This window comes from Pseudomonas sp. VD-NE ins (assembly GCF_031882575.1).
Lineage (GTDB): Bacteria > Pseudomonadota > Gammaproteobacteria > Pseudomonadales > Pseudomonadaceae > Aquipseudomonas > Aquipseudomonas fluorescens_BZ.
Map to the genome: position 1 here is coordinate 6578898 of NZ_CP134772.1, position 19013 is coordinate 6597910.

A 19013-nucleotide genomic window follows, 5' to 3' on the forward strand; every position below is an offset into this window, starting at 1 on the left:
AACACGATGGTTCCGAACATGAATTCGATGACACTCCCGGATATCGCCGCGCAAGTCGCTCGCCAAGCTTTGCCACTCGAATGGGTGGGCATGCGTGGCATCGCGTTACCTGTCTTGATAGAAGGGCAGCGCCTGAGCGCCAAGGCTGATGCCGGGGTCAGTCTTGATGACGGCGAGGCTCGTGGGATTCATATGTCTCGGCTTTATCTGACTCTGGAAGCACTCGAACAAGAGAGCCTTTCTCCAGCCTTGCTGCACCATGTTCTCAAGCGCTTTCTGCAAAGCCACGAGGGTTTATCCAACCGGGCCTACCTGAATATCCATACTGATTTGCTGTTGAAGCGCCCCGCCCTGGTCAGTCCACTGGCCGGTTGGAAATCCTATCCAGCGACCATTTCAGCGAGCCTGAAAAACCAAATGTTCCACGTGGAACTCAAAATCGAGGTGGCCTACTCCTCAACCTGCCCCTGCTCTGCTGCCTTGGCGCGACAGTTGATCCAGCAACAATTCATCGACGATTTCGCCAACAAGACCCTTCAACACGCAGACGTTTTGGCATGGCTTGGCTCGACTCAAGGCATCGTCGCCACGCCTCACAGCCAACGCAGCACAGCACAACTGCATCTTCATCTCGACGAATTCATTGATGAGTTACCTCTGAGCGTGATCATCAATGACGCTGAAGCGGCACTCGGGACCGCCGTACAAACCGCCGTAAAACGCGCAGATGAACAAGCCTTCGCCCTCGCCAACGGACAGAACCTGATGTTCTGCGAAGACGCTGCGCGCCGACTGAATCTCGCCCTTCGCCGCACACCCGGCGTTAACCAGTTCCACCTGCGAGTGATCCACGCCGAGAGCCTTCACGCCCACGACGCCGTTGCCGAAAGCCACTGGCAGCGTGAGCAAGCATGATCCGCTGCCAATCACTGAGCTGGGGCGCGCCCGGCCAACCACTGACTGCGCCCCTAAGTCTAGAACTCGACAGCGGCAGTCTGACGGCGATCATCGGTGCCAACGGCTGTGGCAAAAGCAGCCTTCTTAAGGTTATCGCCGGATTGCAGAAGCCGTTGGCAGGCAGCGTTGCTCTGAGTGTTCCACGTCAGAGCGGATTGTCCTTCCTGCCGCAGCAACAGCACCTGGATCGCCAATTCCCAATCAGCCTCGAAGAATTGGTCGCTGCGGGTTTCTGGGGACGCCGACTCTCAACGCAACTGCGCGCACAACGCCTGAAAGACGCACTGGAAAACTGGCACCTGAGCGGACTCGAACACCGTCCACTCATGGCCCTGTCCGGCGGCGAATTACAGAGCGCCCTGCTCGCTCGATTGAGTCTGACCGACGCCCCGGTTCTGCTCCTCGACGAACCCCATGCCGCCCTCGATGAACTCGGTCAACAATTGCTCTGGCAGCACGTCCATACCTGGCATAACCAAGGCCGAACAATCGTCGTGGTCTGCCACGACCTCGCAGCCGTCCGCCAACACATCCCCCACACCTTGCTGATCAAAAACCGAGAGTGCATGTTTGGCACGAGCGCAGAGCTCATTCAGCAAACACCTCATACGCAGGTGGCCTGATGCTCACCGTCGCCCACCTCTGGCAACCATTCAATGAGTTCGTGTTCATGCGCCGCGCCCTGCTCGGCGGACTGGTCTTGGCGTGCAGTACAGCGCCACTCGGCGTGTTTTTGATCCTGCGACGGATGAGCCTGATCGGTGACGCCGTCGCCCACGGCATCCTTCCCGGCGCTGCATTGGGTTTCTGGTTTGCCGGACTGAGCCTGCCCGCGCTAACGCTGGGAGGCTTGGGCGCCGGTCTGAGCATGGCCGGCCTCGCCGCCTGGATCACCCGCCGCACCGGTTTGCGCGAAGACGCCAGTCTCGCTGCGATCTATCCGATCTCACTGGCCTGTGGCGTACTCATCCTTGGCATCGCCGGCAAACGCCTCGACCTGTTGCACCTGCTGTTCGGCTCAGCACTGGCCGTCGACGGTCCGACCCTCACCGGCATGTTATGGGTCTCGGGATTCAGCCTCCTCGCCATGGCACTGATCTACAAACCTCTGCTGCTCGACACCCTCGACCCCCTGTTCCTGAAAACGGTCAGCCGCCTCGGCCCACTCGCCCATGGCGTGTTCCTGACCCTCGTGGTGCTGAATCTGGTCATCGGTTTCCAGGCCATTGGCGCGCTGATGGTGGTCGGACTGATGATGCTTCCCGCCGCCGCTTCGCGATTCTGGAGCCGCCGTCTGCCGATCCTGATTGCCATCACGTCTGTCATCGGATGCCTCTCGGTGTGGTTCGGCTTGCTGCTGTCGTTCTACTACTCGTTGCCCAGCGGCCCGGCCATCGTGTTGGTCGCAGGCCTTGGCTATCTGTTGTCCGTGGTGTTCGGGCCGGTACACGGTCTGTTGCGCCGCCCACCGTTGCTCACATCCCAATGAGGTGTTTCCCGATGCGCGCTCTACTCGTGCTGTTCAGCCTGATGTTGTCGATGTCATTGTCGGCAGCGGAAAAACTGCCCGTGGTCACCAGCTTCAGCATTCTCGCCGACATGGTCCATCAGGTCGGCGGCGAGCATATCCAGATCACCAACATGGTCAGCCCCGACGCCGACGCACACACTTACGAGCCGACGCCGGACGATGCCAAAGCATTGCTTGGCGCGAAATTGATCATCAAGAACGGCCTCCGTTTCGAGCCATGGCTGGATCGTCTGGTCACCAGTACCGAGACCAAAGCCACGGTCATCAGTGCCAGTCACGGCGTGATTCCACGCTCGCTGGATGAAGACGGCGAAACCGTTCCCGACCCGCATGCCTGGCACAATCTGGCGAACGCCGAGTTGTATATCGCCAATATCACCAAGGCACTGGTCGCTGCGGATCCTGCGAACAAAGCTGACTACGAACGCAACAGCAAAACTTATCTGAAGCAGATCTACGCCCTGCTCGCCGAAGCCAAAACCAAACTCGGTTCGCTACCACCGGGCACCCGCAAGATCGTCACCAGCCACGATGCTTTTGGATATCTCGGCCAGGCGTACGGTATCGACTTCATGGCACCGCAGGGCTTGTCCACCGAACGTGAACCCTCCGCCGCCGAAGTCGCAGCACTGATCACCCAGATTCGTCAGGCCCACGTCAAAGCGGTATTCATGGAAAACATCAAAGACGCACGCCTGCTCAAACAGATCGCCGATGAAAGCGGCGCGCACATCGGCGGCACGCTCTACTCGGATGCCCTCGCTGCGAGTGGCCCGGCCAGCACCTTCACCGGCCTGTTCGAATACAACCTCAATACCCTTTACGACGCGCTGAGCCAACCATGATCCGCAAGAACCCTTCAGGTGATTTGCCACACATTGCCGAGTCGGCCTACGTCGATAAAACCGCAATCATCTGCGGCAAAGTGGTGATCGGCGAGAATGTTTTCGTCGGCCCGTACGCGGTGATCCGCGCCGACGAAGTGGACGCCTCAGGCGAGATGGAGCCGATCACCATCGGTGCCAATTCGAACATTCAGGACGGTGTGGTGATCCACTCCAAATCAGGCGCGGCGGTGACCATCGGCGAATTCAGCTCCATCGCCCACCGCTCGATCTTGCATGGCCCCTGCGTCGTCGGCGATCGCGTGTTCATCGGTTTCAACAGCGTCCTGTTCAACTGCGTCGTCGGCAACGGTTGCGTGGTGCGGCACAACTCGGTGGTCGACGGTCGGGATTTGCCGGATGCCTTCTATGTGCCCTCCACGACTCGTATTGGTCCGAACACCGACCTCTCGCAGTTTCCACCGGTGAGCGTCAGCGCTTCGGAGTTTTCCGAAGACGTGGCGCGCACCAACGTCGATCTGGTGCGTGGCTACAAAGCCTTGCAGAACGAGTTCTGAACCATGAGCAGCGTGCTGATTCGCAACGCAAGGCTGATCAATGAAGGACGCGAGTTCGACGGCGATCTATTGGTCAGCAACGGGCGCATCGTCAAGATTGCTCGCAGCATCGAAGGCGAAAACGCCAAGGTGGAAATCGACGCGAATGGCCAGTGGTTGCTGCCGGGGATGATCGACGACCAAGTGCATTTTCGTGAACCCGGTGCGCCAGCCAAGGGCAGTATTCACAGCGAATCTCGGGCGGCGGTTGCCGGGGGCATCACCAGTTTCATGGACATGCCGAATACAAACCCGGCCACCCTCACCCTTGAAGCGCTGGGTGACAAAAAGCGCCGGGCTGCGATCGGTTCGGTGGCCAACTACGGTTTTCACTTTGGTGTGAGTCAGGACAATCTGGATACAGTGACGGCGCTCAATGCGTGTGAAGTCGCCGGGGTGAAAGTGTTCATGGGCGCATCGACCGGCAACATGCTGGTGGACGATCCCAAGATTCTCGAGCGACTGTTCGCCGAGGTGCCAACGATCCTGTTGGCTCACTGCGAACACACCCCGAGTATCGACGCGAATGCGGCCAATCTGCGTGACCTGTTCGGAGAACGAATCCCGCCCGGTGCTCACCCGCTCATCCGCAATGCCGAGGCGTGTTATCGCTCCTCTTCACTGGCGGTCGAGTTAGCCAAACGTCACGGCACGCGGCTCCATGTTTTGCACCTGACCACGGCGCGTGAACTGGCGTTGTTCGAGGACAAACCGCTTGCGCAAAAACGCATTACGGCGGAAGTCTGCCTGCACCATTTGTTGTTCGACGACCGCGATTACCCATGCCTTGGGAACTTGATCAAGTGCAATCCGGCGATCAAGACTCAGGCCGATCGCGATGCGCTGCGCGCGGCCCTGAACAGCAATCTACTGGACGTGATCGGCAGTGACCATGCGCCACATACCTGGGAAGAAAAGCAGCGAGCGTATGTGCAGGCGCCTTCTGGATTACCGCTGGTACAGCATGCGTTGCCAGCGTTAATGGAGCTGGTGGCGGATGGGGTTTTGCCAATCACCACACTGGTGGCGAAGACCAGCCATCGCGTGGCGGATCTGTTTGCCATTCCGGATCGGGGTTATCTCCGGGAAGGGTATTGGGCGGATCTGGTGTTGGTTGAACGGCAAACGCTGGAAGTCGATCGGCAACCGATTCTGTCGCAGTGCGGATGGACGCCGTTCGCCGGACGCAGCTTTCGCCATCGGGTGAATATGACAATTGTCTCGGGGCAGATTGCTTGGCGGGACGGTCGGGTGAATGAAGGATGTCGCGGGTTGGCGCTGAGGTTTATGCGTTGATTTAAACTCCTGTAGGAGCTGACGAGTGAAACGAGGCTGCGATCTTTTGATCCTTTTGTAAAATCAAGATCAAAAGATCGCAGCGTGCCGCAGCTCCTACATGGAATGTTTTACGCGCGAGGTTTAACGGCGCCGCAGTCCTGGCCCAACCAAACCGCGCGAGTCTCCAGACTGCCCTTCTGATTGATCCCGATCGCGTTGAACGTGCCGTTGGCCACGGTGGTGAATTCACGATCACTGAGGAACGTCGCCACCCCGGTGCCCTGCGCTTTCGGGCAACTGAAACGGAATTTCCACTGGTTGCCGGTGCGATCGGTAATCTGCTGTTTGCAGCCCGATTGCGGGTCGGCCAACGGAATATCGTTGGTCGCCACTTGCTCCGGCGTCAGACACGCGCGGATGCCTTTGCCGCCGATATTGATCCCGTTCTTTTCCAGCGCCGCGCGTTGTTGCGGGGTCATCTGACCTTGCAGCTGGCCGAGGATCGATTGCACATCCATCGGCTGGTCATCAACCTTGACGTTGCTCGATGTCATTTCCCACAGCCCCGGCTGCAGCATCTGCGCCTGTGCAACCACCGGCAATGCCAAACCCAGGCCCAGCGCCAAACCCAGCAGACGAACGTTCATCGAAAAACTCCTGATCAGTAGTGGCCGTTAGACGTCGGCCGATTGCTTCGGTTCATGCACCAATTAAATAGCGACATTCGCGACAGAACATGGTCTGTTAAGCATTGAATCTTCCGGAGCAAGGCTGCCCCATGGATTATTTTGGACCGCACATTTTCGGTTACCTGATCGCCCTGATACACACCCTCGGCTTGATCGCCGCCATTCACGCGGTGCTCACCGTACGCACGGCTCAAGGCTCGATCGCCTGGGCATTGTCGCTGATCTTCATTCCCTACCTCACGCTTATTCCGTATCTGGTATTCGGGCGCAGCACCTTTGATGGTTACATCAAGGCACGACGCCAAGCCAACGAACAGATGCGTCAGGCCATCTCCGAACTGAACTGGCGCCCGTGGGTGGAAGAAGCCCTGACCGCGCGCGCCTCGAATGCCTACGCCTCGTTACGCGCGATGCCCAAACTGGGACGTATGCCATGCCTGGCGAACAATGAAGTGCAATTGCTGGTAAACGGTACGGCTACGTTCGAGGCGATTTTCCAGGCCATCGATCAGGCAAAAGAAGCGGTGCTGATCCAGTTTTTCATCATTCACGATGATCGACTCGGACAACGTCTGCGCGACCTGCTGCTGAAGAAAGCCGCTGAAGGCGTGGCGATTCATCTGCTCTACGACCGCATCGGCAGCCACGCCCTGCCCCACAGTTATGTACAGACGCTGCGCGATGCTCGCGTCGAAGTGAAAGCCTTCGCCACGCGCAGCGGCTGGCTCAATCGCTTTCAAGTCAACTTCCGTAACCACCGCAAGATCGTCGTGGTCGACGGCGTCGTCGGCTTTGTCGGCGGGCATAACGTCGGCGATGAGTACATGGGCGAAAAACCACCGCTTGCGCCGTGGCGCGATACCCATGTGAAAGTACGTGGCCCGGTGGTCGCGTGCATGCAGGAGTCGTTTGCCGAAGACTGGTTCTGGGCTGCGCGTACCCTGCCGCCGCTGATTCTGCCAGACGAGTACCCGGATGACGGCGTGCTCTGCCAATTGCTCGCCACCGGTCCGGCGGATGCCTACGAAACCTGCTCGCTGTTCTTTGTCGAAGCGATCCATGCGGCGACCGAACGGGTGTGGATCACCAGCCCGTATTTCATCCCCGATGAAGCGGTATTTGCAGCGTTAAGATTGGCGGTCTTACGCGGTGTCGATGTGCGATTGCTGCTGCCGTCGCGTCCCGATCACCGCATCGTCTACGCCGCTTCCAGCCTCTACGCCTTTGAAGCCGTGCGCGCCGGCGTGCGGGTATTCCGCTACGAACCCGGTTTCCTGCATCAGAAAGTGGTGTTGATCGACAGCGAGATCAGCGCAATTGGCAGCGCCAATCTGGACAACCGTTCGTTCCGGCTGAACTTCGAAGTGATGCTGCTGACCGTCGACAGCGACTTCGCCGCCAGCGTGGAAAACATGCTTATCGCAGATTTCGAGCAAGCCTACGAAATCGCCAAAGAAGAAAGCCGGGAGATCCACCGCCTGCAACAGGTCGGCATGCGGATCGCCCGGCTGATTTCACCGATTCTCTAAAAACCCCTCACCCTGACCCTCTCCCAGAGGGAGAGGGGATTATTCAGTGTTAAGGGTTATAGATATCGTCGCGCGTCCACGGCAGTTCATGGCTGCCATCCGCATGCGCCTTCACCGCGAGGATCTGGTGCAGGTTGATCCAGCCGCGCGCAAACGCGTAAGCGCAGCCGGCCAGATACAGGCGCCAGATGCGCAGCGCCTGATCCGGCACCAGTTTGCCAGCCGCTTCAAGGTTGTCCTCCAGCCGCTCACTCCAGTGGTCCAGCGTGCGTGCGTAATGCAGGCGCAGACTTTCGACGTCGACAATCTCCAGACCCGCCTCGCTGATTTCCGCCGAGATCATCGCCAGGTGCGGTAATTCACCGTTGGGAAAAACATACTTCTCAATGAAATCCCCGGCACCGCGTCCCACCGGACGGCCATCGGTGTGCTTGGCGGTGATGCCGTGATTCATCACCAGACCGCCCTCCTTCACCGCACCGAACAGGGTTTTGCAATACTCGGCCAGATTGGCGTGACCAACGTGTTCGAACATGCCGACGCTGACCACCTTGTCGAAACGCCCGTCCTGCGGCAGATCGCGATAGTCGAGCAATTGTAGTTCGATCTGGTCTTCCAGGCCTTCGGCCTTGACCCGTTCGCGCGCCAGCTCCAGCTGCTCCTTGCTCAGGGTGATGCCGAAGACCTTGGCACCGAATTCCCGCGCGGCATAACGCGCCAATCCACCCCAGCCGCAACCGACATCCAGCAGATAGTCACCCGGCTGCAAACGCAGCTTGCGACACAGATGGCGGAATTTGGCTTGTTGCGCCTGCTCGAGGGATTCGCTGCCCGTTTCGAAGTACGCGCAGGAATAGGCCATGTCGCTGTCCAGCCAGAGCTGGTAGAACGCATTGGACAGGTCGTAGTGGTAGGAAATGGCTTTGGCGTCGGTTTCCTTGTCGTGCACCGAACGCACTGGCTGATTATCGTCATCTTCGCCGAGCAACGCGTTGCTCAATTCGTCGCAGACCCGAATGACTTCGCTGATCGAGCCCTCCAGTTCCAGCTTGCCTTCAACGAAGGCCGCTCCGAGCGCATCGAGGCTTGGATGGGTGAACTGGCTGACCATCTGCGGGTCCTTGACCACAATGGTGACGCTGGGTGCCGGCCCCAGATTGAACTCATGGCCATCCCAGAGTCGCAAGCGCAGCGGAAGCTGCAGATTCTGTAAGGCCGGTGGAAGTTGCGCGAGCATGGAAAATCCCCCCTTGTTTCAGACGTCAGATCTGAGGGTAGACCATCCCGGAAAAATAGCAGGCTATCGATTTGATTAGCCCTGGCTATCGTTGCAGGCGCTCCAGCAAACCGTCCTGTATCCACTGTTTCAACCAGGTAACAGCTTGAAGTGGTGCGCCCTCACCATAAGTGACTGCTAACTCGACGCACAGTTCGGAGAAACTCCAGCCATCTTTGAGCAAGCCGTTCAGAGCCGTGGCTTGCGCCGGATCAAGGCTGCGGTAACTGCAGATCAACTGGCTGCGCCAGATCAGACAGATTTGTGGGATTTCGAGCGCCATGCTGTCAGGGAATTCCGACTCTTCTTTCACTGCGCGCCACAATGAAAGGCTGTTGAAACGGCACTCCAGCCATTGCGAGGACGGCACCGCTCTGACCCGCAATTCGGGCCATTCCTCCGCGGCCAGGGCCGCCATCGCATCAATCGTCACTGGCTCAGCGGCAGGTGCATCGAAGGCCAATGTGAAGGCCCACTCAAGCGCAATCAACTCAGCCAGTGGCGCACTCTGCTCTGGCACCAAATGCTCGCGGACAAAGCCTTCAAAGCCTTTGCCCAACCAGCGAAGGCTGAAATGTGCTGACGGAGACTGTCGGATGTAAGCCATGGCGAGTCGGTCAAATTCATCGTCGCCCAGCCAGTTCAGGGTCGTCGGAAAGTCATTGCGCAAGACTTCCAGCAAACGCGCCTTGTAAGCATGCTGATAAATCGACAGTCCCGTGCCGACATCCAGTGTCGGGCCACCGGTCAGGCTCTCGCGCAACCTCGGACTCGCGCTGGGGTGTTCTTCGAGCAGAAACGCTTCAAACGCCAGTTGCCACTCTTTCAGGCGCATTGCTGCCTCCCGGCCAGAACCTTGTTGCCGAGCCGACGGGCCGTTTGCAGTTCATCGAGCAGTGCTTCAAAGGGCGGAAAATGGTCATCGCGTTCCAGCAACGTGGCCACCGGGCCGAAATGTTCGAGTGTGCGTTGATAGAGCGCCCAGACCGGATCACTCACCGGATGGTCGTGGGTGTCGATCACGTAATCGCCGTAATCGCTGTGCCCCGCCAGATGCAGTTGACGGACTTTATCGATGGGCAGGGTGCTGATGAAGGCCCACGGATCGAAACCATGGTTGCGTGAACTGACGTAGACATTGTTCACATCGAGCAATAATTCGCAGCCGCTCACACGGCTGAGCAAAGCGAGAAACTCCCACTCGGTGAAATCATCCGAGGCGCCGCGCACGTAACTGGAGACGTTCTCCAGCACCAACGGACGCTGCAGAATGTCCTGAACCTGCATCACGCGAGCAGCGATGTAATCCAGGCTTTCTTCGGTGTAAGGCAGCGGCAGCAGATCATGCAACTGATGGGCATTGCCACGGCTCCAGCACAAATGGTCAGAGATCCATGCCGGTTTGACCCGTTCGGCCAATTGCTTGAGTTGGTTGAGATAGTCAGGGTCGAGGGCATGCGGCCCGCCGATGGACAGGGATACGCCGTGCATCACCAGCGGGTAGCGTTCGGCAATGGCGTCGAGGTAATACAGGGCCTTGCCGCCCTGCACCATGAAATTTTCCGAAACCACTTCGAACCAGTCGACGTCCGGCGACTGCTCAAGGATCTGCTGGTAATAAGCGCTGCGTAAACCCAGGCCATAACCCAGAAAAGGAAGAGAAACAGACATGTGCGGACTCCTGATAAAAAGTGGCCGCAGTGGCGCAAACCACTGCGGCTACACTTGCCGGTCAGTTATTCGCCGACCTTGCCACCGGCTTTTTCGCACGCCGCCTGAGTCATCGCCTTGAAGCCCTGGCCTTTGCAGGAACCCATGCCTTTGCAGGCGTGGTCTTTGGTTTTGCAGTCGTTCTGGCCTTTGCAGCCGTTCACGCCGTAGCAGTGAACGTTGGCATCGGCGGCCATCGCGTTGGAGGCAACACCGGCGAACATTGTCGCGGCGGCCAAAGCGAGAGCGGCACCAGCAGCAGCGGTCTTGATGGTCATTTTTCTTATCCTCGGTAATCGTCAGGGGTGTCGGCTGGAAGGTTGTTCAGTCCCGACATAGCACTAGAGAGAGCGGCCCCGACGGCGTTACAGAGGATCGAAAAATAATTTCAAAGGTCTTTCCGGAGCTTGAGCAACGGCTCTTGAAAGCGCAGCAAGCGCCCGGCATTACCGAGCACCAGCAACGTGCTGAGGTTATGCAGCAGCGCGGCAATCATCGCCCCGGCGGCACCCAGCCAGCCGAATGCAGCGAACACGACGATGGCCAGCGTCCAGCTCAGGCCGATGATCACGTTGACCTGCAACGTCCTTCGGCACTGACGGCTGAGCCGCACACAAGTACCGAGTCGGCGCAGGTCGCTGCCGATCAAGACGATGTCGGCCGAGGCCAGCGCGATATCCGCACCACCGGCCCCCATCGCCACACCGACCACGCCCGCCTTCAGCGCGAGCGAATCATTGATGCCGTCACCGACCACCATCGGCCGGAAACCATTGTCGATTTCCTTGAGCACACGATTGAGTTTGTCTTCGGGCAGGGCCTGGGCTTCAACCTCATGCAAACCGACCTCTTTGGCCAGCGACTGAGCCACGCTTTGGCGGTCGCCGGTCAGCAGCAATTGCCGGCCGAGACCCAGCTCGCGCAATTCGTCGAGGGCGAAACGGGCTTCCGGTTTAACCGTATCGGCGAGCAACAACCAGGCGAGGAACTCACCGTTCAATGCCAACCCGGCGATAGGCCCATCGTGATCGGGAACCGTTGTCGTGGTGATGCCCAGTTGCGCGAACAACTCCGGGCGGCCCAGCGCGGCTTCGCCCTGTGCGGTCATGGCTACCACGCCGAGGCCTTGGCGCTCGTGGATATCACTCAGGGGTAATGACTCTTCCTGACTGACCAACCCGGCGAGCGCACGACTGACCGGATGGCTGCTCGCCGCGCCAAGGCTGGCAGCGAGCGCAATGATCAAGGATGACTCTGCGCGCGGGTTATTGATCGACCGCAGGCGCAGGGTGCCGAAAGTCAGGGTGCCGGTCTTGTCGACCACCAGCGAGGTCAAATCGGCCAGCTCCTCAAGGAACGCCGAGCTGCGGATCAGAATGCCGTGGCGTGCGGCCACTGCCACACCGGCAATCGCCGTGGCCGGAGCCGACAGCACCAAGGCACACGGACAGGCGGCAACCAATACCGCGAGCATCGCTTGCGCATCGTGAGTGATAAACCAGGTCACCGCCGCCAACAGCAACACCAGCACCATGTAGCTGCCGGCATAGCGTTCGAGCAATCGCGTGATCGGTGGCTTCGAGCGCTCGGCGTTCTGCATCAACGCGATGACCTTGCCCAGCGTCGACTCGCCACCGGTGCGCGTCACCTCAATACGCAGCAGGCCGTCGAGGTTGATCGCCCCGCCGAACACCGACATGCCGACGCCCGCCTCGACCGGCACCGATTCACCAGTAATCGAAGCGGTGTCGAGACTGGCTTGGCCGGATAGCACTCGACCATCGGCGGGAATACGATCACCGGCGCGCACTTCAACGGTGTCGCCTGCTTTCAGCGTGCCGTTGTCCACTTCGATGATCGAGCCGTCAGCCTGAACCTTACGTGCATGGCTGCGCGTCAGTTGGCCAAGGGCATGGATCGCCTCCTGCGAACCGATGACGCTACGCTCTTCCAGGACATGACCGAAGATCATGATGATCGGCAGCAGCGCGGCCGTCAGCAGGTCACCCGTCGCCCAGGCGCCAAGCATGGCCAGGGCAATCAGTTGATCGGTAATGCCGTGCAGACTTGGATAGCGAAGGCTGTACCACGCCGAGCGCATCACCGGCACGGCGACCAACAAAGAAGCAACACCCAACAGCAACTGGCTGACCCCGGTTTGCTCCGGCACCAGCCAACGCCAGATCAGACCGAGACCAAGAAGGCCCAGCGCGAGCATGGCTAACGTCAATTGACGTGCAGCGCGGCGTTGTTCGGCCGAGGACAACAAGCTCGGTGCGGCGGTCGTCGCAGTCATTTACTGGCTCCCTGAATGATCAGGCGGGAATCGTCTTTCGGGTCGACCGTGGTGACCGATCCGGCCTGACCGAGAATCTTCGGCATGCGCTCGCGGTAAAGGCGCAGGAGCAATTGCGGATCGGTAGTTTTGGCCAGGCTCGACACTGTGGCCGTGTCGGCCGAGGCTTTGGCCAAGCGCTCACCAGCCTGCGCGTGAGCTACCTGCAACGTGCGGTCGGCTTGTTCGTTGGCAGTCTGGGTAAGTTTCTCGGCGTCGGTGCGTGCATTGGCCACCGCTTTGTCGGCCTGCTGACTGGCGGTCAGCACCGCATTAAAAGCGCTGACCGCCGGATCCGGCAGACTCGATTGCACATCGACTCGCGCCACTTCGATGCCGATGCCCTGCCCGCTTGCCTTCAGCGCGGCCAAGCGTTTGTTGATGCCCTGGACCAGATCACCACGAAGTTTTTCACGACGTTCAGCGGCCTGGTTGTCAGCGCCGATCAACTCCGGGCGAGCAACCAGAATGGTGTCCAGATCACGTGAGGCCGTCAGTGCCACCGCACTGCGGGTGACCAATCGGTCCAATGCCGGCAACACATGATCGCCTTGCAACACGAAATCGTAAGGGTCGGTGACTTTGTAGAACACCCGTACATCCAGTTGTACGACGCCGGCATCACCGGTCAATAAATAACCAGATCCGGCCAAGGCATCGCTCAGCGGTGTGGCGAAGGAAGCGACCCGATCCGCCTTCAGCGCCTCATCGCTGCGCAACAGATTATCGACGCGACGCTCGATCACCCGATCAGCTGCGGGCAGCAAAATCACCTGCTCGAATGGCTGCGGCCAGGCCAACAGCAGACCGGCATTCTGGATGCGATCCAGCGCGCCGAAATGCAACACCACCGCGCGATTCTGCGGATCAATTTGCCGAACATTGGAAAACACCCAAGCCAATGCGGCGAGGATCGTCACCGCGTACAAGGCAAAGAATGCCAACCGCCCAGCCTGAATCCACGGACTGTTCAGCGCATGTGTTCCACGTGGAACTTCTTCACTCATGGTTGCGATCCGGTTTTGCTGTCGAGTGTCGGCGGGCCATCGACCAATACGCGGAATGGCGCGGCGTCGGTACGCAGAATCAGTTTGGTGTCAGGCGTGACGATGGTGCCGAGGGTGTCCAGCGAACGCAGCAAGTTGTAGAGCTGCGGTGAACTGGCGTATGCACGACCATAAATCTGCGCCGCTTCGACGCGCGATTGCGCTTCGATTTCTGCCGCTTTTACCGTCGCGTCAGCCTGCACGATTCGCGCATCGCGCTCGGCTGCGGAACGGATTTGCGCGGCCTCACGTTTGCCGATGGCCGTGCGTTCAGTGGCGATTGTTTCACGCTCGGCGCGCATGCGATCGACCGTGGCAGTGAGCGTCACCGACGGCAAGGTCAAACGCTCTATGCCGACTTGCACAACCCGCACGCCATATGTCGCGAGCAATTGCTGATCGATCTGTTGACGTAGCTGCGCTTCAAAATCGGCGATACGCACCTGACGGGCATCAGTGTTCACCAGATTCGCCAGATCAAAACTGCTCGCGGTGGTTTCCAGCGCCGAACCGACAAAAGTACGAATCTGCCGCGCCGCTTCGTCCGGTTGATTCTGCACGGCGCGCATAAAACGCTGCACATTGTCCGCGTCGCCCTGCACCTGCCACGCCACGTAGGCCTGCACAATGATGCGCAATCCATCACGGGTGCCGACATCCTGCAAGCCACTGGACGTCGTGCGCAGACGCAGGTCCACCGGAATCGCCGCCTCGAACGGCGCCGGCCAGCGCCAGCTCAAACCCGGATCAAGCAACACCCGCGCTGGGTTACCAAACCGCGTAATAACTGTGGCTTCACCGGAGCGAACCTGCACCAGGCTCGCCGCCGCAATGGCAAACACCACCAACAAGACTGCCCAGCCCATCCGCCGCCAAGGAAAAGGCCCGGCCTCTTCCGGCGCACCGTGATGATGTCCGTGGTGATGGTGATGCCCGCCGTGACCGTGATCGTGGCCGCTGTGGTCATGATGATCGTGTGTGTGCGACTGGCTCAATGGGCGACTCCTGGTTGAGCGTTGGTGCGCGCGGGCGTCGGGTCAGCCGGCAGCGTGAACGTACGCAGGTCAATGGTCGGTGCATTGCTGCTGCCGCCCAGACGGTGGTCGAGGATCAACAATTTGGCTTTGCTCAGGCCTTGGCTGAGCTCGCCGAGGTATTGCTCCAGCACAAAGGCCTGGCCGGCGCTGGCGTAGGCTTTTTGCTCGGCGCCGAATCGCAGATCCGCTGCTTGCGCCGTGGCACGGGTTTCCCGCGCATTGGCGCTGGCCTGATCGCGAGCCAGGCTGGCCTGCAATTGCGCCTGATTACTCGCTTCAGCTGCCGCACCACGCTCGCGGGAAATCAATGCCTGCGCGCCGATCTGCGCGGCTTGCACACCGTGATAGGCATTGGCGGCACCGGCCGGGGGATGAATGGCCTCGACGACCGTGGCAAGGATCTCCACGCCGCTGTTAAGTTTTTCCAGATCACTCTGCACCGCGCGACCAATCTCCTCGCCCAGCCCTACCCGGTCTTGGCCGAGTAAACCGTCCAGCGTGCGCGAGGCGAAGTCATGTACCAGAATTCGGCTGGCGGTGCTGCGGATCAGCGTCGGCACATCCGCACTGTTGTACGTCGCGGCCAGTGCGGCCAGATCGCTCAGGCCGATGCGATAGACGAAACGCACGTCCATGTTGACGATCTGGAAGCTCTGCTGGTCGCCACGGCTGCTGGCAATAACTTGCGATTTGTCGTTGACGTGACTGGCGTCCCACAGACGGTTGGCGGTCACTGGTGCCGGGCCTTCAGCAGGGTCGGCTTGCAGCGGTATCGCATTCTCGCCGACGCTGGTGGCCAGTTCATGCACCACGCCATTTTCAACGATCAACACCCGCCCCAGCGGCCAAGGCAAACCGCTGTGCAACCCCGGACCGAATACCTGAACCGGTTTTCCAAAGCGCTCATAAATTCCTCGGCCCTGCAGCGGAATTTCATGAATACCGGTGAGCAACCAGCCCACTGCCGCGACCAGCGCCAACACCGGTAAAAAGGCGCGGCGCATGTAACTGAACGCCCAGATCTGGCGCAGATCGATGCCAAAACGGTTGCGCAATTCATGCTGCAGCGCGAGTAAAGGTTGTGGTGGCCAACGCAGCATATCGGCGACAAAACTGCGCGCCAGCAGTGTCGGCTCAAGCAGTTCACGGCGAGGACTGAAAATGGAAAGAACGGCGCGCAATAGCAACTCGATCGCAACCAATCCCGGCAAGATACCGATCAACACAGCAACGCGAACTGGCCATATGGCGTTGTCGCCAGCGAACAGCAAACACAGCGCGCCCAGCACCAGACTGATGATCGCCACACGCGTCAGTTGCGCGAGTGAACCCGCTTCGGGCCATTGCGCCGGGTTTTCCTGGGCCAGTTGCCGCTCCAACACCAGCAAGCCGAACGCCAGCAACAACGCTAACGCTGCACCCACCGTAGCGGATAAACCCATGGCGGCGGCCGGCAACGCCAGATTCCACGCCTGGTCGATACTCAGCACCACCAAAAGCGCCCAGCCACCCAACCACAGCGTCGCCGCACCGATCTGGCCGAGCAGGTGCAGGCTGCGTTGGCTCAAACGGTCCAGCAGCCGCTCATACCAACCCTGCGGCGCAGAATGTTCTTCCACGGCAAGCGGTGCCGGCGCAACAGGATTGATCACCTGCACCCGCCAACGCGTCACCCACCGCGCCGATTGCAGCCCGGCCACCAGCACCAGCAATGCCGCACTCTGATTGACCAACAGCGGCAGCCACAATGACTGCGGGGCAAACAGCCCGACAAAAAATGCCAGCACCCAGCCTGCCCCGGCCAATCCGCCGAAGCCGATTGCCCATCGTCGCAGACGACGGCTCTGCGCGGCCGCCTGCTGAAAGCGCGGCAGTGCGGTCACTTGCGTGCCATCCACTTCCAGATCGACTTGCATATCACCCCAAATTCATCAGCCCACACTGCATAGCGTTACGATATAACGAAAAGCGTGAAATATTCGTACACAATTGCGCTTATTCAAAGACGCCGATCCTGTCGCTTGCCTGAAGCCTTGACCGAAAAGCCGTGAAACGCACATATTACGTTCGTAATTTTCATCCGGAACTACTTTTAGCGATCCGCACTCTTCAATCAGGAGCAAGCGCATGAGCAACTATGACGTGATCATTCTGGGCGGTGGCCCCGGTGGTTATAACGCGGCGATCCGCGCCGGCCAGTTGGGCCTCAAGGCCGCTTGCGTCGAAGGCCGGGCGACCCTCGGCGGCACCTGCCTGAACGTCGGCTGCATGCCGTCAAAAGCGTTGTTGCATGCTTCAGAGCTTTACGATGCGGCGATGGGGGCGGAGTTCGCCAACCTCGGCATCGAGGTCAAACCGACGCTCAACCTCGCGCAAATGATGAAACAGAAAGACGAGAGCGTGGCCGGCCTGACCAAAGGCATCGAGTTTCTGTTTCGCAAGAACAAGGTCGACTGGATCAAGGGCTGGGGCCATATCGACGGCCCCGGCAAGGTCACGGTGACCGACGATCAGGGTGGCAAAGTCAAGCTGACCGCCAAGGACATCATCATCGCCACCGGCTCTGAACCCACTCCCCTGCCCGGCGTCGAGATCGACAACAAACGTATCCTCGATTCGACCGGCGCGCTTTCCCTGAGCGAGGTGCCAAAGCATCTGGTGGTGATCGGCGCGGGCGTGATCGGTCTGGAATTGGGCTCGGTATGGCGGCGGCTCGGCGCGCAGGTCACCGTGGTCGAATACCTCGACCGCATCTGCCCGGGCGTCGATGGCGAGGCCGGCAAAACCCTGCAACGCGCGCTGAGCAAACAGGGCATCGCCTTCAAGCTGAGTTCGAAAGTCACCAGCGCCACTTCTTCCGTCAACGGTGTACAGCTCAGCGTCGAGCCGGCCGCTGGCGGCACTGCCGAGTTGCTGGAAGCCGATTACGTGCTGGTAGCCATCGGCCGCCGCCCGTACACCCAGGGCCTCGGTCTGGAGAACGTCGGCCTGAGCACCGACAAACGCGGCATGCTCGCCAACAAACAGCACCGTACCGAAGCCGCTGGGGTCTGGGTAATCGGCGACGTGACCTCCGGGCCGATGCTCGCGCACAAGGCCGAAGACGAAGCGATGGCCTGCGTCGAGCAAATCCACGGCAAGGCCGGCGAGGTCAATTACGAGCTGATCCCCAACGTGATCTACACCCGACCGGAGCTGGCCAGCGTCGGCAAGACTGAAGAACAACTCAAGGCTGAAGGACGCGCCTACAAGGTCGGCAAATTCCCCTTCACCGCCAACAGCCGGGCGAAGATCAACCACGAGACCGAGGGGTTCGCCAAAGTCCTCGCTGATGAGCGCACCGATGAAGTCCTCGGCGTGCATCTTGTGGGGCCGAGCGTGAGTGAAATGATTGGCGAGTTTTGTGTGGCGATGGAATTCAGTGCGTCGGCGGAGGACATCGCGCTGACTTGCCATCCACATCCAACGCGGTCAGAGGCGTTGCGCCAGGCGGCGATGAATGTCGAGGGGATGGCGACGCAGATGTAGGGTTCGGAATTTTTATTGGCTGCCCCAGCGCTTTCGCGAGCAGGCTCGCTCCCACAGTTGACCGTGTTCCTTCTGAAGGACTGCGGTCGAATGTGGGAGCGAGCCTGCTCGCGAATGCGGACTACCCGATTTCAAGCGGGGAGATGCCCCAGCGGCAAGGCCCCCGGCGTCTTCACCGTGTGAATCGCAAAGTTGCTGCGAATATCGCTCACCCCCGGCAGCTTCAACAGGCAACCGCTAAGAAAGCGGTCATACGCGCGTAAATCCGGCACCACCACCTGCAGTAAAAAGTCGGATTCCCCCGACACCAGAAACGCAGAAATCACTTCCGGCAACGCCGTCACCGCAGCATAAAACGCCTCGGCCTGTTCATCGTTGTGGCGCTCGACCTTGACCCCGACAAACACCGTCAGCCCCAGCCCGACTTCATCGCGATCGAGATTGGCCTGATAACCGCGAATGACCCCGGCATCCTCGAGCATCCGCACCCGGCGCAGGCACGGTGAGGCCGACAAGCCGATTTCATCCGCCAGCTCGACATTGCTCAGGCGTCCGTTGCGTTGCAGCGCCGCGAGAATCTTGCGGTCGAAGGCGTCGAGTTTCATGGTTGGCAGATCCCGATAGTCATGGCACTGAGAACCAGCAGATTATGCCAA

At 59.8% G+C, this 19013-nt stretch carries 18 protein-coding genes; 8 read left to right on the top strand and 10 right to left on the bottom strand.

Annotated elements, in window-relative coordinates; translation table 11 throughout:
* The first annotated feature begins 18 nt into the window (after positions 1 to 18).
* From folE2 to RMV17_RS29530, 6 genes are read left to right on the top strand one after another with little or no spacing between them, the layout of a single operon-like run.
* Positions 19 to 915 carry a GTP cyclohydrolase FolE2 gene (gene folE2, locus RMV17_RS29505; RefSeq protein WP_108224925.1) on the top strand — a complete coding sequence of 299 codons (897 nt, stop codon included), beginning with the start codon at positions 19 to 21 and terminating at the stop codon, positions 913 to 915.
* Positions 912 to 1580: an ATP-binding cassette domain-containing protein gene (locus RMV17_RS29510; protein WP_311884480.1), complete on the top strand. Its 669-nt coding sequence runs from the start codon at positions 912 to 914 to the stop codon at positions 1578 to 1580. The genes folE2 and RMV17_RS29510 overlap by 4 nt, the downstream gene beginning before the upstream one ends.
* Positions 1580 to 2446 (top strand): metal ABC transporter permease, encoded by an 867-nt coding sequence (locus tag RMV17_RS29515; RefSeq protein WP_311884482.1) that lies wholly within the window; start codon positions 1580 to 1582, stop codon positions 2444 to 2446. The genes RMV17_RS29510 and RMV17_RS29515 overlap by 1 nt, the downstream gene beginning before the upstream one ends.
* An 11-nt stretch (positions 2447 to 2457) precedes the next feature.
* Positions 2458 to 3333, top strand: a complete 876-nt coding sequence (locus tag RMV17_RS29520) for a metal ABC transporter substrate-binding protein (protein ID WP_311884484.1) — start codon at positions 2458 to 2460, stop codon at positions 3331 to 3333.
* Complete coding sequence (locus tag RMV17_RS29525; RefSeq protein ID WP_311884486.1) at positions 3330 to 3890, top strand: carbonate dehydratase; 561 nt, start codon at positions 3330 to 3332, stop codon at positions 3888 to 3890. The genes RMV17_RS29520 and RMV17_RS29525 overlap by 4 nt, the downstream gene beginning before the upstream one ends.
* A 3-nt stretch (positions 3891 to 3893) precedes the next feature.
* A complete protein-coding gene (locus RMV17_RS29530) occupies positions 3894 to 5225 on the top strand; it encodes a dihydroorotase (protein ID WP_311884488.1) in 1332 nt (443 codons plus the stop codon).
* A 110-nt stretch (positions 5226 to 5335) separates the two neighbouring features.
* On the opposite strand, the gene RMV17_RS29535 is transcribed toward RMV17_RS29530, so the two are convergent.
* A complete protein-coding gene (locus tag RMV17_RS29535) occupies positions 5336 to 5854 on the bottom strand; it encodes a DUF3617 domain-containing protein (protein ID WP_034152149.1) in 519 nt (172 codons plus the stop codon).
* Positions 5855 to 5985: 131 nt separating this feature from the next.
* Between RMV17_RS29535 and cls the strand changes: the two genes are divergently transcribed.
* Positions 5986 to 7425, top strand: coding sequence for a cardiolipin synthase (cls, locus tag RMV17_RS29540; protein WP_311884491.1), 1440 nt, complete (start codon positions 5986 to 5988; stop codon positions 7423 to 7425).
* 49 nt (positions 7426 to 7474) lie between these two features.
* Here cls and cfaB read toward each other — a convergent pair whose 3' ends face one another.
* From cfaB to RMV17_RS29580, 8 genes are all read right to left on the bottom strand, one after another.
* Entirely contained in the window at positions 7475 to 8662 is a 1188-nt protein-coding gene (gene cfaB, locus RMV17_RS29545) for a C17 cyclopropane fatty acid synthase CfaB (RefSeq protein WP_034152151.1), read from the bottom strand.
* An 85-nt stretch (positions 8663 to 8747) separates the two neighbouring features.
* Positions 8748 to 9536 carry a DNA-binding domain-containing protein gene (locus RMV17_RS29550; RefSeq protein WP_311884494.1) on the bottom strand — a complete coding sequence of 263 codons (789 nt, stop codon included), beginning with the start codon at positions 9534 to 9536 and terminating at the stop codon, positions 8748 to 8750.
* Positions 9527 to 10372 carry a DUF692 domain-containing protein gene (locus RMV17_RS29555; RefSeq protein WP_311884496.1) on the bottom strand — a complete coding sequence of 282 codons (846 nt, stop codon included), beginning with the start codon at positions 10370 to 10372 and terminating at the stop codon, positions 9527 to 9529. The genes RMV17_RS29550 and RMV17_RS29555 overlap by 10 nt, the downstream gene beginning before the upstream one ends.
* A 65-nt stretch (positions 10373 to 10437) precedes the next feature.
* On the bottom strand, positions 10438 to 10689 hold the full coding sequence (locus RMV17_RS29560; protein WP_034152154.1) for a membrane protein: 252 nt from the start codon (positions 10687 to 10689) through the stop codon (positions 10438 to 10440).
* Positions 10690 to 10799: 110 nt separating this feature from the next.
* The gene (locus tag RMV17_RS29565) at positions 10800 to 12707 is read right to left on the bottom strand and encodes a heavy metal translocating P-type ATPase (RefSeq protein ID WP_311884498.1); all 1908 of its coding nucleotides are present in this window, start codon (positions 12705 to 12707) and stop codon (positions 10800 to 10802) included.
* Positions 12704 to 13753, bottom strand: coding sequence for a protease modulator HflK (locus tag RMV17_RS29570; protein WP_311884500.1), 1050 nt, complete (start codon positions 13751 to 13753; stop codon positions 12704 to 12706). The genes RMV17_RS29565 and RMV17_RS29570 overlap by 4 nt, the downstream gene beginning before the upstream one ends.
* Entirely contained in the window at positions 13750 to 14787 is a 1038-nt protein-coding gene (gene hflC / locus RMV17_RS29575) for a protease modulator HflC (RefSeq protein ID WP_108224918.1), read from the bottom strand. The genes RMV17_RS29570 and hflC overlap by 4 nt, the downstream gene beginning before the upstream one ends.
* Positions 14784 to 16745: a protease modulator HflK gene (locus RMV17_RS29580; protein WP_311884504.1), complete on the bottom strand. Its 1962-nt coding sequence runs from the start codon at positions 16743 to 16745 to the stop codon at positions 14784 to 14786. Before RMV17_RS29580 ends, hflC begins: the two co-directional genes overlap by 4 nt.
* Before the next feature lie 211 nt (positions 16746 to 16956).
* On the opposite strand from RMV17_RS29580, the gene lpdA reads away from it, so the two are divergent.
* Positions 16957 to 18357 carry a dihydrolipoyl dehydrogenase gene (gene lpdA, locus RMV17_RS29585; RefSeq protein ID WP_311884506.1) on the top strand — a complete coding sequence of 467 codons (1401 nt, stop codon included), beginning with the start codon at positions 16957 to 16959 and terminating at the stop codon, positions 18355 to 18357.
* A gap of 131 nt (positions 18358 to 18488) precedes the next feature.
* Here the strand turns inward: lpdA and RMV17_RS29590 are convergent, their stop codons facing one another.
* The gene (locus RMV17_RS29590) at positions 18489 to 18962 is read right to left on the bottom strand and encodes an Lrp/AsnC family transcriptional regulator (protein WP_034152160.1); all 474 of its coding nucleotides are present in this window, start codon (positions 18960 to 18962) and stop codon (positions 18489 to 18491) included.
* Between the last annotated feature and the right edge of the window lie 51 nt (positions 18963 to 19013).